Origin of the sequence: Bacillus sp. RC251 (genome assembly GCF_044908765.1) — a bacterium.
GTDB classification, from domain to species: domain Bacteria; phylum Bacillota; class Bacilli; order Bacillales; family Bacillaceae_G; genus Bacillus_A; species Bacillus_A wiedmannii.
In genome coordinates, this window is the sequence record NZ_JBIYDP010000006.1 from 131,625 (window position 1) to 147,937 (window position 16,313).

Genomic DNA, 16,313 nt, shown 5'->3' on the forward strand with positions numbered 1-16,313 from the left:
ATGAAATTTCAAACATGGGGGTTATCACATTGATGACAGGTGAAAAAATTACTGTAACTAATGGTGTTATGAATGTACCAAACAATCCGATTATTCCATTTATCGAAGGAGATGGAATTGGTCCTGATATTTGGGCAGCTGCATCTCGTGTACTAGAAGCAGCAGTTGAAAAAGCTTATGATGGTGAGAAGAAAATTGTTTGGAAAGAAGTGCTTGCAGGGGAAAAAGCATTCAACCAAACAGGCGAGTGGTTACCAGAAGAAACTTTAAATTTAATCCGTGAATATTTAATCGCGATTAAAGGTCCACTTACAACTCCAGTTGGCGGTGGTATTCGTTCTCTAAACGTAGCACTTCGTCAAGAATTAGATTTATATGTATGCCTACGTCCAGTTCGTTATTTTGATGGTGTTCCTTCACCTGTAAAACGTCCGGAAGATACTGATATGGTTATTTTCCGTGAGAATACAGAAGACATTTATGCTGGAATTGAATATGCACAAGGATCTCCGGAAGCAGAAAAAGTCCTTGCTTTCTTAAAAGAAGCAATGGGTGTTAATAAAATCCGCTTCCCAGAAACATCTGGTATTGGTATTAAACCAATCTCAGAAGAAGGGACAAAGCGTCTTGTTCGTGCTGCAATTCAATATGCAATTAACGAAAAACGTTCTTCTGTTACATTAGTTCATAAAGGAAACATTATGAAATTTACAGAAGGTGCTTTCAAAAACTGGGGTTACGAAGTAGCGGAACAAGAATTTGGCGATAAAGTATTTACTTGGGCTGAATATGATCGTATCGTTGAGAAAGATGGTAAAGATGCAGCGAATAAAGCGATGGCAGACGCTGAAGTGGCTGGAAAAATCATCGTAAAAGATTCTATTGCAGACATCTTCTTACAACAAATTTTAACTCGTCCACGTGAGTTCGATGTTGTTGCAACAATGAACTTAAACGGAGACTACATCTCTGATGCACTTGCTGCACAAGTAGGTGGAATTGGTATTGCACCTGGTGCAAACATTAACTATGTGACTGGACATGCTATCTTTGAAGCTACACATGGTACAGCTCCAAAATATGCAGGTTTAGACAAAGTAAACCCATCTTCAGTTCTTCTTTCTGGTGTATTATTATTAGAGCACTTAGGATGGAATGAAGCTGCGAAATTAGTAACTGATTCAGTTGAGAAAACAATTGCTTCAAAAGTAGTAACTTATGATTTCGCACGCTTAATGGAAGGTGCAACAGAAGTGAAATGTTCTGAGTTCGCTAATGAACTTATTAAAAACATGGATGTAGCGATAATCAAAAACGCATAATTAAAGCGGGGGGGTAAATTATGACAATCAAACGCAAGAAAGTTTCAGTCATCGGTGCAGGATTTACAGGAGCAACAACAGCATTCTTATTAGCACAAAAAGAACTTGCAGATGTTGTATTAGTGGACATTCCACAACTGGAAAATCCAACAAAAGGGAAAGCGTTAGATATGTTAGAAGCGAGCCCAGTACAAGGTTTTGATGCTAACATTATTGGAACATCTGATTACGCAGATACTGCTGATTCTGACGTTGTCGTTATTACAGCAGGTATTGCACGTAAGCCTGGTATGAGCCGTGATGACTTAGTAGCAACAAACTCTAAAATTATGAAAAGTATTACGCGCGACATTGCAAAACATTCACCAAATGCGATTATTGTTGTGTTAACAAATCCAGTTGATGCAATGACATATTCTGTATTTAAAGAAGCAGGATTCCCGAAAGAGCGTGTTATCGGTCAATCGGGCGTATTAGATACAGCTCGTTTCCGTACATTTATTGCACAAGAATTAAATCTTTCTGTGAAAGATATTACAGGATTTGTTCTTGGTGGACACGGTGACGATATGGTACCTCTTGTACGTTATTCTTATGCAGGTGGCATTCCGTTAGAAACGTTAATTCCGAAAGAGCGTTTAGAAGCAATCGTAGAACGTACCCGTAAAGGTGGCGGCGAGATTGTAGGCTTATTAGGAAACGGTAGTGCATATTACGCACCAGCTGCTTCTTTAGTTGAAATGACAGAAGCAATCTTAAAAGATCAACGCCGTGTATTACCAGCTATTGCGTACCTTGAAGGTGAATATGGTTATAGCGATCTTTACTTAGGCGTACCAGTAATTCTAGGTGGTAACGGAATTGAAAAAATTATTGAGTTAGAACTTCTTACAGATGAAAGAGAAGCGTTAGATCGCTCTGTAGAATCTGTACGTAATGTAATGAAGGTTCTTGTTTAATAATTAAATATTAAGTAGAAAAAGATTCGGGGCCCCGAATCTTTTTCTACTATTTATTCAAATGTTTTTTTGAAATAATATGAAAACGCTATCATTTGGTGTATCCTATAATGAAACTATAGATTTATACTATACATTGCCCTCATCATAGTAAATTTCGGATAAGGTATCGCTATTAGTAGGATAATAAGGTGAAAAAATCGGAGGGGGTTGTAACATGTTAAAGAAAAAAGTTCAAATTGGTCGTAGAATGGATGAAATTACAGTAGGAGAGAAATTATCTATCACTGAAAAAATTGAGGATAAAGATTTGTTATTGTACTTAGGGTTAACGAATGATGCCAATCCATTATATATTCAGCATGATTACGCATCCCAAACTCCGTATGAAAAGCCGATTGTACCAAGCATTATGCTAACGGGAATGATTACAACGGCAGTTACGAAATATTTACCAGGTCCAGGCAGTCATATTACTAGGAAGGACCTTACGTTCGTGAAGCATGTTCATCATTATGAAACGTTACAAATCCATTTTGAAGTTGTAGCTGTTTCTGAGGAGGAACATACAATTGATATGCTTGTATCTGCTCATGATGAAAAAGGAGAAACGGTTGTAAAGGGTTCTTTAACAGTAACGCCGCCTTTTAAATCAGTTTCTATTATGGAAAAAGCATTAGATAATTTTTAAAACATGAAAATATGAATAGCGCTAGCACACCTTACTATAAGGGGGCTAGCGCTATTTTTAGTTGAAGAATCCTTGTGTGAATCCTTCGGCGAAATCAGAACAACCTGTTTTAATCGTATCCCAGCTTGGGGCGTTGAAAGTAAGAATACATGTTACTACTAAAGATAGAATAGGTAGAACTAATCGCATAATAGACCTCCGTGTTTTAAATATTTGCATATTTAAATTAATGATATAAAGATTGATAATGTAAGTCAATAAAAGGGGTGATTTTTAAGGTGAAGTGGAAAAAAGAAGATGTTATCTTTGAAACGATAAGAGAAGCTGAAGTGTGGGCAGACGGGGGCGCGAATGAAATGTATGGAAGACTATTTGATAGATATGAAACACCGGACTATAAAATAGCGTATGCTCTTTCATTTTTCCTAGCGCAGGAGAGGGGATTTGTGGTTCATACGGAAAAATACTTTGAAAAGGGTAGGTTTATCTACCGAGTTTGGATAGCGGAGAGGGAGAGAGAATGAAGTTTTAATTGCTTTTATTTTCGAAGCATTAGTAGAAACGAGCTCCATGAATAGACAATTATATTGAGAGGGAACTTGTTTTCTAGTATGATGAGAATAACGGGGAAAATACTAGGATGAAGAAGGTTTCAAGTCTATAACTTGGAGGAAAAGAATGAACAATCGTATTTTAGTAGTTGATGATGAGGAATTTATCTTAACTTTAATTGAATTTAATCTACAACAAGCTGGGTTTGAGGTTATAACAGCGATGGATGGAGAAATGGCGCTTCAAAAAGCGACAACAGAACGCCCAGATTTAATTATATTAGATTTAATGCTTCCAAAAATGGATGGTATGGAAGTGTGTAAAGAATTACGATTGCAGCGCGTTATGACGCCGATTTTAATGTTAACAGCAAAAGATGATGAATTTGATAAGGTGCTAGGTCTTGAACTTGGGGCAGATGATTATATGACGAAGCCATTTAGCCCAAGGGAAGTTGTGGCGCGTGTGAAGGCAATTTTGCGCCGCACGAAATTACAACAAGAAGAACAAGTGAAAGAAGCGTCAGATGAAGAGAGCATCACAATTGCTGAACTTAAAATTTTGCCGGAATTTTATGAGGCTTATTTCCAAGGAAGAAAGCTTGAATTAACACCAAAAGAATTTGAACTACTTGTTTATCTTGCGAAAAATAAAAGTCGCGTGTTGACACGTGATCAATTATTAAGTGCTGTATGGAACTATGATTTTGCTGGTGATACACGAATTGTTGACGTTCATATTAGCCATTTGCGCGATAAAATTGAACAAAATACGAAAAAACCGACGTACATTAAAACGATACGTGGTTTAGGATATAAATTAGAGGAGCCAAAAGGGGATGAATAAATTTCGTTCCAGGCTTCTTTTTACATTTGTTTCTCTTATTGTTTTTATTTTAGTTGGACTAGGTTTATTACTGGAAACCGTGTTTGAAAACTACTATATAGATCATGCAAAAGAGAGAATGGTAAAAGAGACAGAGTATGTTGCGGTATTAGCAGAAGAACAGGGTTTTGATGATGTTTTAAAAAATCCATATGTATTTGAAAAGTTAGAAGAAAAAATACAGGCTTCTATTGCATTTGTAGATGAAAAAAAGAAAGTTCAATATAGCGGAGGAGAACAGTCTGCTTTTAGTGAAGGGATAATTAAAGAACTTTCTTCTGAAACAACAAAACAAAGAAACAAAGTCATTACGAAAGAAACAGATCAGAATAATGAATTTTACCATGCGGTATTCGTTCAAGATGCAGCAGGGAAACAAGGGTACATTTTGGTGAAAAGTACAATTGAGCCTTTGAAATCTGTTCATCAAAAAACGTGGGGATTATTAATTATCGGATTTGTTATCGCTTGTCTCGTAGTCGTATTTTTAGGTATGAAAATTACAGGGCAATATATTAGGCCAATTGAATCCGTTACGAAAGTTGCTATCGAATTAGCGAAGGGAAATTATAAAGCACGCGCTTATGAAAGTCATTCGGATGAAACGGGAATGCTGAGTAAAGCAATTAATATTTTAGCCCGTAATTTACAAGAGATGACACTTGAGCAAGAAATGCAACAAGATCGTCTGCATACGTTAATTGAAAATATGGGAAGCGGAATGATTTTAATTGATAGCCGCGGTTATATAAACCTTGTAAACCGTTCTTATAAGGAAACTTTCCACGTAACAGATGAAGAATATTTAGATCGTTTATATTATGAGTCGTTTCATCATACAGAAATTATAGAGCTCGTGGAAGAAATTTTTATGACAGAAGTGAAAGTGCGTAAACAAATGTTATTGCCGCTTGGAATTGAGCGAAAGCATTTTGAAGTATATGGAGCACCGATTATCGGGACGAACCATGAATGGAAAGGGATTGTCCTTGTATTCCATGACATTACTGAGCTAAAGAAATTAGAACAAATGAGAAAAGACTTTTTAGCGAATGTTTCTCATGAACTAAAGACACCGATTACTTCTATTAAAGGTTTTTCAGAAACGCTCTTGGATGGTGCTATGGATAATAAAAAATTCTGCGAACATTTCTTGCACATTATTTTAAAAGAAAGTGAACGCATGCAAGGGTTAATTGAAGATTTATTAGATTTATCAAAGATTGAGCAACAAGGCTTTAAATTGAGTATGGGGACCGTTGATATGAAGGGACTTCTTGAAGACATTCATATGGTGCTTGATAACAAAGCAGGAGAAAAAGAAATTTCTTTACAAGTAAATGCGCTAAAAGGAGTCTCGGTCATTGGAGATCCAAGTCGTTTGAAGCAAATCTTTATTAATTTAATGAATAACGCAATCGTATATACGCCGGCTGGAGGCGTTGTTTCTGTAGAATTAGTAGAAGATAAATATAATGCTTATATAAAAGTATCGGATACGGGAATTGGTATTAGTAAAGATGAAATTCCGCGTATTTTTGAACGCTTTTACCGAGTGGATAAAGCGAGAAGTAGAAATACTGGTGGTACAGGCCTTGGATTATCGATTGTAAAGCATTTAGTTGAGGCGCATCACGGCACGATTACAGTGGATAGTGAAGTTGGGGAAGGGACAACATTTACAGTTGTTTTACCAAAATCAGCAACTGAAAAATAGGATGAAGGATGTTTACAATATATTAACAATGGTTTAATTAAATATTAATAAAGGTCTGTTAATATAATACATGAAAACCCCTTCATCCAAGGAGTAATTTTGGACGAGAATAGTTATGCTATTCTCGTCACTTCCCTTTTATGTTAGTAAACGTTTGTATATATGATAGAAAATAGCCGTTATTTTTCTTCTCTCTATTAGTCATGTTAATATAGAGAGAGGAAAGGAACGGTTTTTTTCTGTGAAAAAAATCATTTCAAATTTGTATGGGGAGGTTTCTGGTTTGGAAAAAAAGGTCGTATTAGTAGATGGTAACAATATCGCGTATCGTGCTTTCTTTGCACTACCGCTTTTAAATAACGACAAAGGTATACATACGAACGCAATTTACGGTTTTACAATGATGTTAATGAGAATATTAGAGGAAGAAAAACCAACGCATATGTTAGTAGCGTTTGATGCGGGTAAAACGACATTCCGTCATAAAACGTATAGTGAGTATAAAGGAGGCCGTCAAAAGACTCCACCTGAATTATCAGAGCAATTCCCGTTTATTCGTGAGATGCTTGATGCATTCAACGTACCACGTTATGAATTAGAAAATTATGAAGCGGATGACATTATGGGGACGTTAGCGAAAGAAGCGAGTGAACAAGGGTTTCATGTAAAAGTTATTTCAGGAGATAAAGACTTACTGCAACTTGTTTCAGATAATACACTCGTATGTATTCCTCGTAAAGGGATTACAGAAGTGGATGAATATACGAAAGAAGCTTTATTTGAGAAATACAGCTTATCACCAAAGCAAATTATTGATATGAAAGGTTTAATGGGAGACCAGTCAGATAATATTCCAGGTGTACCAGGAGTTGGTGAAAAAACTGCGATTAAATTGTTAACACAGTTTGAAACGGTCGAGGCAGTATATGAAAATATAGATCAAGTAAGCGGGAAGAAATTAAAAGAAAAGCTAGAAGCAAATAAAGACCAAGCTCTTATGAGTAAAGATCTTGCAACTATTATTACAGATGCGCCGATTACAGTGCATGTGGATGATACGGAGTATAAAGGGTATGAAGCAAGTGATGTGATTCCAATGTTCGAGAATTTAGGATTTACATCCCTTTTAAATAAATTAGGTGTTACGCCAGAAGAAACGACTCCAGCTGAATTAGATGATATTACATTTGATATTGTGGAAGAAGTTACAGAAGAAATGCTAGTGCAAGATAGTGCGCTTATTGTTGAAGTACAAGAAGATAACTATCATAAAGCGGACATTCAAGGTTTTGGTATTCAAAATGAAAATGGCTGTTACTTTATTCAAACAGAAATTGCTCTTAAGTCAGACGCTTTTAAAGAGTGGCTTGCAGATGGAGAAATGAGAAAGTATACATTTGATGCGAAGCGCGCAATCGTTGCACTTAAATGGAACGGGATAGATATGCAAGGGATTGACTTTGATCTACTAATCGCTGCTTATTTACTTGACCCGGCTGATACGGATAAAGATTTCCGTACTGTAGCAAAAATGAAAGAAACACATGCTGTGAAATCTGATGAAGAAGTTTACGGAAAAGGTGCGAAGCGTGCTGTTCCAGAGCTAGAAGTAGTAGCGGAGCATGTAGCTCGTAAAGTGCATGTATTATATGATGTAAAGCAAACATTCGTTGAAGAGTTACAAAAGAATGAGCAATATGAACTGTTTACAGAGTTAGAATTACCACTTGCGCGTGTATTAGCTGATATGGAAGTAAAAGGTGTAAAAGTTGATACGGAGCGTCTTCGTAATATGGGAGAAGAACTTGCAGGTAGATTAAAGGAAATGGAACAGGAAATTTATAAGCTTGCGGGAACAGAATTTAATATTAATTCACCGAAGCAGCTTGGTGTTATTCTGTTTGAGAACTTAAACTTACCAGTTATTAAAAAGACGAAAACAGGTTATTCTACGTCAGCAGATGTACTAGAAAAGCTTATGGATCGCCATGAAATCATTCCAAACATTTTACATTATCGTCAATTAGGGAAACTAAATTCAACTTATATTGAAGGTTTATTAAAAGTTGTACATGAAGATTCATCTAAAATCCATACTCGTTTCAATCAAGTATTAACGCAAACAGGTCGATTAAGTTCAACGGATCCGAACTTGCAAAATATCCCGATTCGATTAGAAGAAGGAAGAAAGATTCGTCAGGCATTTGTTCCATCAGAAGAAGGATGGATTATGTATGCGGCAGATTATTCACAAATTGAACTTCGCGTATTAGCTCATATTGCAAATGATAAAGGGCTAGTTGAAGCGTTCCAACATGACATGGATATTCATACGAAAACAGCGATGGATGTATTTGGCGTTGAAAAAGATGAAGTAACTTCGAATATGAGACGACAAGCGAAAGCTGTCAATTTCGGAATTGTATATGGTATTAGTGATTATGGTCTTTCACAAAACTTAGGAATTACAAGAAAAGCAGCAGCGGAATTTATTGAAAAGTATTTAGAAAGTTTCCCTGGTGTACAAGAATACATGAGTGACATCGTAAAAGATGCGAAACAAAAAGGGTATGTGGCTACATTATTAAATCGCCGCCGTTATATTCCGGAAATTACGAGTCGTAATTTCAATTTACGTAGCTTTGCTGAGCGTACGGCTATGAATACACCAATTCAAGGGACTGCGGCAGATATTATTAAAAAAGCGATGATTATTATGGCAGACCGTCTAGAAGAAGAAGGATTACAGGCGCGTCTACTTCTGCAAGTACACGATGAATTGATATTTGAAGCGCCAAAAGAAGAAATTGAAAAATTAGAGAAGCTTGTACCAGAAGTAATGGAGCATGCAATTGAACTCGCAGTTCCGTTGAAAGTTGATTATTCTTACGGTCCAACTTGGTACGACGCAAAATAAGGAAGTGATGAAATGCCTGAATTACCAGAGGTTGAAAACGTCAGACGGACACTTGAAAATCTTGTGACAGGAAAAACAATTGAAGATGTCATTGTTACCTATCCCAAAATAGTAAAACGTCCGGATGATGCAGAAATCTTTAAAGAAATGCTAAGAGGCGAGAAGATTGAAAATATAAAGCGAAGAGGAAAGTTTTTGCTTTTATATGTAACGAATTATGTTATTGTTTCACATTTGCGTATGGAAGGTAAGTTTTTACTGCATCAAGAGGACGAGCCAATTGATAAGCATACACACGTCCGTTTCTTATTTACAGATGGAACTGAACTACATTATAAAGATGTGAGAAAGTTTGGTACGATGCATCTCTTTAAGAAAGGTGAAGAATTGAATCAAATGCCTCTTGCTGACTTAGGTCCGGAGCCGTTTGATGCTGAATTGACACCGCAGTATTTACAAGAAAGATTGCAAAAGACCAATCGTAAAATAAAAGTCGTATTATTAGACCAGCGTCTTTTAGTAGGGCTTGGAAATATATATGTAGATGAGGTTTTATTCCGTTCTCAAATTCATCCGGAACGAGAAGCTTCGTCTTTAACAGCAGAAGAAATTGAACGAATTTACGAGGCGACTGTTACAACGTTAGGTGAAGCAGTGAAGCGAGGCGGAAGTACAATTCGAACGTATATGAATTCGCAAGGGCAAATTGGCTCATTCCAAGAACTTCTAAATGTATACGGAAAAAAAGGAGAACCATGTGTGACTTGCGGTACGATATTAGAAAAAACAGTTGTTGGCGGAAGAGGAACGCATTACTGCCCGATTTGTCAGCCGAGAATATAGAAAAGAGATAACATTGGATAGGCATTTGTCATATACATACAGCAGGGCTATGTATAAGGGAGGAGCTTACCGATGTACCTTTATTTATCTCTTATTTTATTAGCTTTTACATTAAGCTTAGATAGCTGTAGTGTAGGGCTAACATATGGTTTAAGAAGCGTAAGAATTCCACTAAGATCAATTATAATTATCGGAATGTGTTCAGCGGCTGTTATGCTTGTTTCAATGGGAATTGGACATATGATCGCGAAAATATTTTCACCTGTTATCGCAACGCGTATCGGTGGGCTTGTTCTTATTGGAATAGGAATTTGGGTATTATATCAATTTTTTCGAAGTGAGAAAAAAGAAGAACCAAAGCAAGAGGAGAAGGTTTGGAAATTAGAAATTGCTTCGCTCGGGCTAGTGATTCAAATTTTACGTAAACCGACTGTTGCAGATTTTGATAAATCAGGCACCATTTCTGCAGGAGAAGCGTTACTTCTTGGTATCGCTCTTTCTATAGATTCGTTCGGTGCTGGAATTGGTGCATCTTTATTAGGGTATGCGCCCGCTATGATGGCGATATTAGTTGCGGTTATGAGTTCTTTGTTTTTATTTATTGGAATGAAACTTGGAACGGTTTTATCAAATATGAAGTGGTTACAAAAATTTACATTCCTGCCTGGGGTATTACTCATTATTATTGGAATTTGGAAAATGTAAGTATGGGCGTGGAACATTAGTTTCGCGCCTTTTATTATGAGGAGGAGAGGACGGTAAGTATTGGTATTTATCTGTCAGTATCGAACAGGAGTTTACAAAAGAGAAGTTAACGGCTGTTTCGTTAGGAATAGATATTGGAATCAAAGAATTAGCATATTGTTCTGATGGTCAGAAAAAGAAAAATATCAACAAAACAAAGGTGGTAAGAAAGGCAGAGAAACGCCTTCGTAGGTTGCAACGTCAAGTTTCTCGTAAATATGAAATGAACAGGGAGGGAAACCGTTTTGTCAAAACGAGCAACATTATAAAAATCGAACAAGAGATACGACAACTACATAGAAGGTTATCGAATATCAGAAAGAATCATCTTCATCAGTCAACGAGCGAAATTGTGAAAACCAAGCCATTTCGTATTGTGATGGAGACGTTGCATATGAAAGGTCTGATGAAGAATAGACACCTAGCTAAAGCGATTGCGAAGCAGTGTTTATATGAGTTCAAAAGACAAATTCAATACAAGTGTGAAAAATATGGTATTGAATTTGTAGAAGCTGATAGATGGTATCCTTCTTCAAAAATGTGTTCCAATTGTGGAAGCATCAACAAAGAACTAAAACTTTCTGACCGTGTATACAAATGCACTTGTGGTCACGAAATGGATAGGGATTTAAATGCGGCTATCAATTTGTCACGGTATGAATTAGCCAGTTAATATCTAAAAAAGTTACGGCTAATATGTAGGATTCGTTGTATCCGAATTTACGCCCTCGGAGTGTTTGATCAAACGAAAGTAGCTTTCTGCAAAATCGGACACGTAGAACAGGGAAATAAACAAAATTTATAGATTTTTATAAGTTTATGGCAACGGATTATGATGACAGTAGTAATTGGATTAACGGGAGGCATTGCAAGCGGAAAAAGTACAGTGTCTCAAATGTTTCGTGAACTGAGTATACCAGTTATTGATGCAGATATTATTGCGCGAGAAGTTGTAGAACGAGGAAAACCAGCATATAACAAAATTGTAGAAGTGTTTGGAACGGAAGTATTAAAAGAAGATGGAGAATTGGATCGCCCGAAATTAGGAAGTGTCGTTTTCTATAATGAAGAAAAACGATTGCAGTTAAATAAAATCGTTCATCCTGCAGTTCGTGAGGAAATGAATACACAAAAGGAAAGGTACATAAAGGAAGGTATGCAAGCGGTTGTGTTAGATATACCTCTCTTATTTGAAAGCAAATTAACAAGTCTCGTTGACCGCGTATTAGTTGTAGCGGTTAAGCCACATACGCAATTAGAACGTTTAATGAAACGAAATAATTTTTCAGAAGAAGAAGCAACAGTTCGTATTCAATCTCAAATGCCGTTAGAAGAAAAAGTGAAAAATGCAGATGAAGTGATAAATAATGATGGCACAATTATGGGAACGAAAACACAATTACAGGTGATTTTAAAGAATTGGAACATTATTGACTAAAAAATTGTGAAATTAATGAAAATGCTTAGTGACATATCCCCTTTTTGTGTTATACTATTATTGGGATTGGAGATAAATAGTATAACGCATTCAAGGGGGATAACATATTATGACTCGTGTGGCAATTAATGGATTTGGACGTATTGGGAGAATGGTATTTCGTCAGGCAATAAAAGAAAGCGCATTCGAAATTGTAGCAATCAATGCAAGCTATCCATCTGAAACGTTAGCACATTTAATTAAATATGATACAGTTCACGGCAAGTTTGACGGAACAGTAGAAGCATTTGAAGATCACTTGTTAGTTGATGGGAAAATGATTCGCCTTTTAAACAACCGCGATCCAAAGGAATTGCCTTGGACAGATTTAGGTGTTGAAGTTGTAATTGAAGCAACTGGTAAATTTAATTCAAAAGAAAAAGCAATTCTTCATGTTGAAGCTGGAGCGAAAAAAGTTATTTTAACAGCGCCTGGTAAAAATGAAGATGTAACAATTGTAGTTGGTGTGAACGAAGACCAATTAGATATTGCAAAACATACTGTTATTTCAAATGCATCTTGCACAACAAACTGTTTAGCGCCTGTTGTTAAGGTGTTAGATGAGCAGTTTGGAATTGAAAACGGTTTAATGACAACTGTTCACGCTTATACAAATGACCAAAAAAATATTGATAACCCACATAAAGATTTAAGAAGAGCGCGTGCTTGCGGACAATCAATCATTCCGACAACGACAGGTGCCGCGAAAGCGCTTGCAAAAGTTCTTCCGCACTTAAACGGAAAACTTCATGGTATGGCACTTCGTGTACCAACGCCAAACGTGTCTCTTGTTGACTTAGTAGTAGATGTAAAACGTGATGTGACAGTTGAAGCTATTAATGAAGCATTCAAAACTGTTGCAAACGGTGCGTTAAAAGGCATTGTAGAATTCAGCGAAGAGCCTTTAGTATCTATTGACTTTAATACAAATACACACTCAGCTATTATTGATGGTTTATCTACAATGGTAATGGGTGATCGTAAAGTGAAAGTACTTGCTTGGTATGATAACGAGTGGGGCTACTCTCGTCGTGTTGTAGATCTTGTAACGTTAGTTGTTGACGAATTAGCGAAGCAAAAAAATGTGCAACATATTTAAGTGAATAAGGGAGAGGGCAAGTGAATATTTGCCCTCTTTTTTTATTTTTTTCTGAAAAGGAAAAAAATTATAGGAGTATATTTTTGAAAGTGGACATACCACGAAACGTTGTGATTACTGTATTTGTGAATCATTTATTATTTTTAGGGAAAAGTAAAGAGGAAAATATGACAGAAAATCGAAAAAACTGTTGTTGCAAAATGAAAATAAACAAAGTATACTAACACTCGTAAACTTAAGAGCTGAGGTACGTAGTCACTACTTAAAGGGTTAGGACCTCTCTGGACTAACTTTCCCCCGTGGTAGTGGAGCAAGCCAAATTGCAAATTAGTTTTCAATTCGAACAGTTAGAATAAATTTACAAGGGGGAACTGTAGAATGGATACTATGGATACGATGGGTCGTCACGTAATCGCTGAACTTTGGGATTGTGATTTCGACAAGCTTAATGACATGCCGTATATTGAACAATTATTTGTGGATGCAGCACTGAGAGCTGGTGCTGAAGTGCGTGAGGTTGCTTTCCATAAATTTGCACCACAAGGTGTAAGTGGAGTAGTAATTATTTCGGAATCACATTTAACAATTCATAGCTTTCCGGAGCACGGTTACGCAAGTATTGATGTTTATACTTGTGGGGATCGTATTGATCCAAATGTTGCTGCAGAATATATTGCAGAAGGTTTAAACGCGAAAACGCGTGAGAGCATCGAGCTTCCTCGAGGCACTGGTAGCTTCGAAATTAAGCAGAGAGAAACAAAAGCTCTTTAAAAAAGAACATAATTGATTTAAAATGTAAAGAGGTGTATAATGCACCTCTTTTTTAGTTTATAAAAAAGGAAAAATATAACGTACTCGTTAGTGAGATAAATTGAGCTCTTACGAATAAGTTATCACCCCATCTACCATCTTATTTTTGAAAACGAGATGATAAAAAAATGTGCTTAAACTTAAAGTGGTAAGAGAGTTAGAATGAGTTATATAATATTGTATATATATTGTCAGATGAAGTAAGTAGAGAAAAAATAAAGAGTATAGTGTAAAGGAGTGAATATATTGCGTTGTCCATCCTGTTCGCATAATGGTACAAGAGTGTTAGATTCGCGTCCGGTAGACGAGGGGCGCTCTATTCGAAGAAGGAGAGAGTGTGAAAGTTGTTTAAGTCGCTTTACGACATTTGAAAGAGTAGAAGAGTCACCTCTTATCGTTGTAAAAAAAGAAGGCACACGAGAAGAATTTAATAAAGAAAAGATTTTGCGCGGCTTAATTAAAGCGTGCGAAAAAAGACCAGTATCTTTAAGACAATTAGAAGAAGTAACTCAAAGTGTGGAACGTGAACTTCGTAATTTAGGTATATCAGAAGTGAAAAGTGATATGATTGGTGAAATTGTTATGGAAGAACTGCGTGATATTGATGATGTTGCTTACGTGCGTTTTGCTTCTGTATATCGCCAATTTAAAGATTTAAATGTATTTATTGAAGAATTAAAAGATATACTGCAAAAAGAAAGAGAGTAGAAGTTGTATTTTATTCTCTTTACATACCGTAGTAATGAGATAAGAGAGCTAGAAGCGAAAGCTAATAGCTCTTTTTCGCTAAGTAATTATATAATGAAGATAGAACGAATGAAGTAGAGGATAGATTGGATGAGAGAAAGGAAAAGCAAGAATGGAAAAACAGTCATGGATGGAGCTATTGCCAATTGATCGTTATAAAGTAAGTGCGAAAGGGTTATTGCATAATTACGACCGAAAAGTGTTAACGATGTTGTATCAGCCGTTAATAGGTAGTAGAGCTTTTAGTTTGTACATGACGCTATGGGGAGAGTTAGAGCAAGATCGTGTGTTTGGAAAAGAGAATACACATCATTCCCTTATGGTGACCATGCAGATGCAGCTTCCCGAAATATATGAGGAACGAGTAAAGTTAGAAGCAATTGGGCTTTTGAAGGTATATATTAAGAAAGAAAAAGATATTCGAATGTTTATATACGAATTGCAACCACCTTTATCTCCGAAGCAGTTTTTTGATGATATTGTGTTAAGCATCTTTTTATACAATCGATTGAGTCGGACAAAATATAATCAAGTAAAGCAATATTTCTTAGAAGAAGAATTTGATTTTGCTTCTTATGAAAATGTTACGCGTTCTTTCAATGATGTGTTTGGTTCGTTTAATCCAGGACAGCTTGAGCATGCGCAAGAAGATCTTCGTATTCCAAAAACGACAGCTATGCCAAGTAACGAGAAGGGAGACGCTCCAAAAGTTTGGAATGATTTCTTTGATTTCTCCTTATTTGTAGATGGCTTGTCCGCTCTTGTCCCTAAAAAGGCGATTACAGATCAAGTTCGAGAATGTGTCAGTACACTTGCTTACGTGTACGATGTAGATGTGTTATCGATGCAAAATATCGTTCTTGGTACGGTGACAGAGATGCAGACAATTGATATCGAAAGGCTTAGAAAAGGAGCACGTGATTGGTATCAGTTCGAAAACGGTCAAGCGTTACCTGTATTAAGTGAAAGAGTACAACCTCACGCTGCACGTATGATGGAAGGAAAAGAGCCTTCTACGCAAGAAGAGATGTTAATAAAACAGTTAGAGGAAATCTCACCAAAACAACTATTAAAAGAAATCTCTGGTGGTGCAGAGGCGACAAAGGCTGACTTACAGATCGTTGAAGATGTAATGATCAATCAAAAATTAACGCCAGGTGTTGTGAATGTACTTATTTATTACGTTATGCTACGCTCAGATATGAAGCTTGCGAAAACGTATGTGGAGAAAATTGCTGGGCATTGGGCACGTAAAAAGGTCGGTACAGTAGCTGAAGCAATGGCGTTAGCGAAAGAAGAAAACCGTCAATATCAAGAATGGGCTGAGACGAAGAAAAAAGGCCGTACGTCGAAGAAAACGATAAGAAAAGAAATGGTACCAGATTGGCTGAAAGAAGAGCCGAAAGAACAAGAGAAAGAAATAGTGAAGAAAGATGTAAGTAAGAAAAAAGATGCAAGTACGTTAGATGATGAACGAAAACGACTAGAAGAAGTGTTAAAAAAATATAAGCGTGATTAATAGAAGAGAATGAACGCTCTTTGAGGTGAGA

Annotated in this window: 15 protein-coding genes and 1 pseudogene; 15 read left to right on the plus strand and 1 reads right to left on the minus strand. The window is 36.5% G+C overall.

What is annotated here, in order from left to right:
• Positions 1-29: 29 nt before the first annotated feature.
• The 3 genes from icd to ABH961_RS19690 all read left to right on the plus strand — a co-directional run bounded on the left by icd (position 30) and on the right by ABH961_RS19690 (position 2,972).
• Entirely contained in the window at positions 30-1,322 is a 1,293-nt protein-coding gene (gene icd, locus ABH961_RS19680; RefSeq protein WP_048544353.1) for an NADP-dependent isocitrate dehydrogenase, read from the plus strand.
• Positions 1,323-1,342: 20 nt separating this feature from the next.
• Complete coding sequence (mdh, locus tag ABH961_RS19685; RefSeq protein WP_000153236.1) at positions 1,343-2,281, plus strand: malate dehydrogenase; 939 nt, start codon at positions 1,343-1,345, stop codon at positions 2,279-2,281.
• A 217-nt stretch (positions 2,282-2,498) separates the two neighbouring features.
• On the plus strand, positions 2,499-2,972 hold the full coding sequence (locus ABH961_RS19690) for a MaoC family dehydratase (protein WP_000914190.1): 474 nt from the start codon (positions 2,499-2,501) through the stop codon (positions 2,970-2,972).
• A gap of 57 nt (positions 2,973-3,029) precedes the next feature.
• Here ABH961_RS19690 and ABH961_RS19695 read toward each other — a convergent pair whose 3' ends face one another.
• Positions 3,030-3,161, minus strand: coding sequence for a hypothetical protein (locus ABH961_RS19695; protein WP_002122970.1), 132 nt, complete (start codon positions 3,159-3,161; stop codon positions 3,030-3,032).
• 89 nt (positions 3,162-3,250) lie between these two features.
• Between ABH961_RS19695 and ABH961_RS19700 the strand changes: the two genes are divergently transcribed.
• The 12 genes and pseudogenes from ABH961_RS19700 to ABH961_RS19755 all read left to right on the plus strand — a co-directional run bounded on the left by ABH961_RS19700 (position 3,251) and on the right by ABH961_RS19755 (position 16,282).
• Entirely contained in the window at positions 3,251-3,496 is a 246-nt protein-coding gene (locus ABH961_RS19700; protein ID WP_098078786.1) for a hypothetical protein, read from the plus strand.
• Positions 3,497-3,650: 154 nt separating this feature from the next.
• Positions 3,651-4,370, plus strand: coding sequence for a two-component system response regulator PhoP (gene phoP, locus ABH961_RS19705; protein WP_001065222.1), 720 nt, complete (start codon positions 3,651-3,653; stop codon positions 4,368-4,370).
• Positions 4,363-6,126 carry a sensory box histidine kinase PhoR gene (gene phoR, locus ABH961_RS19710; protein WP_098078788.1) on the plus strand — a complete coding sequence of 588 codons (1,764 nt, stop codon included), beginning with the start codon at positions 4,363-4,365 and terminating at the stop codon, positions 6,124-6,126. Before phoP ends, phoR begins: the two co-directional genes overlap by 8 nt.
• A 283-nt stretch (positions 6,127-6,409) precedes the next feature.
• Complete coding sequence (gene polA / locus ABH961_RS19715; RefSeq protein ID WP_404519845.1) at positions 6,410-9,043, plus strand: DNA polymerase I; 2,634 nt, start codon at positions 6,410-6,412, stop codon at positions 9,041-9,043.
• A 12-nt stretch (positions 9,044-9,055) separates the two neighbouring features.
• Positions 9,056-9,886, plus strand: coding sequence for a DNA-formamidopyrimidine glycosylase (gene mutM, locus ABH961_RS19720; protein ID WP_001114486.1), 831 nt, complete (start codon positions 9,056-9,058; stop codon positions 9,884-9,886).
• 72 nt (positions 9,887-9,958) lie between these two features.
• Positions 9,959-10,591, plus strand: coding sequence for a sporulation membrane protein YtaF (gene ytaF / locus ABH961_RS19725; protein WP_000281739.1), 633 nt, complete (start codon positions 9,959-9,961; stop codon positions 10,589-10,591).
• A 49-nt stretch (positions 10,592-10,640) separates the two neighbouring features.
• Positions 10,641-11,303, plus strand: a pseudogene (locus tag ABH961_RS19730) (RNA-guided endonuclease InsQ/TnpB family protein); the annotation flags it as partial.
• Between the two features lie 162 nt (positions 11,304-11,465).
• Entirely contained in the window at positions 11,466-12,068 is a 603-nt protein-coding gene (coaE, locus tag ABH961_RS19735) for a dephospho-CoA kinase (protein ID WP_098847252.1), read from the plus strand.
• A gap of 109 nt (positions 12,069-12,177) precedes the next feature.
• On the plus strand, positions 12,178-13,206 hold the full coding sequence (locus ABH961_RS19740; protein ID WP_097844335.1) for a glyceraldehyde-3-phosphate dehydrogenase: 1,029 nt from the start codon (positions 12,178-12,180) through the stop codon (positions 13,204-13,206).
• Between the two features lie 387 nt (positions 13,207-13,593).
• Positions 13,594-13,977 (plus strand): adenosylmethionine decarboxylase, encoded by a 384-nt coding sequence (gene speD / locus ABH961_RS19745; RefSeq protein WP_002003660.1) that lies wholly within the window; start codon positions 13,594-13,596, stop codon positions 13,975-13,977.
• 285 nt (positions 13,978-14,262) lie between these two features.
• A complete protein-coding gene (gene nrdR, locus ABH961_RS19750) occupies positions 14,263-14,724 on the plus strand; it encodes a transcriptional regulator NrdR (RefSeq protein WP_001203687.1) in 462 nt (153 codons plus the stop codon).
• 151 nt (positions 14,725-14,875) lie between these two features.
• Positions 14,876-16,282: a replication initiation and membrane attachment family protein gene (locus ABH961_RS19755; RefSeq protein WP_046956233.1), complete on the plus strand. Its 1,407-nt coding sequence runs from the start codon at positions 14,876-14,878 to the stop codon at positions 16,280-16,282.
• Positions 16,283-16,313 lie beyond the last annotated feature (31 nt).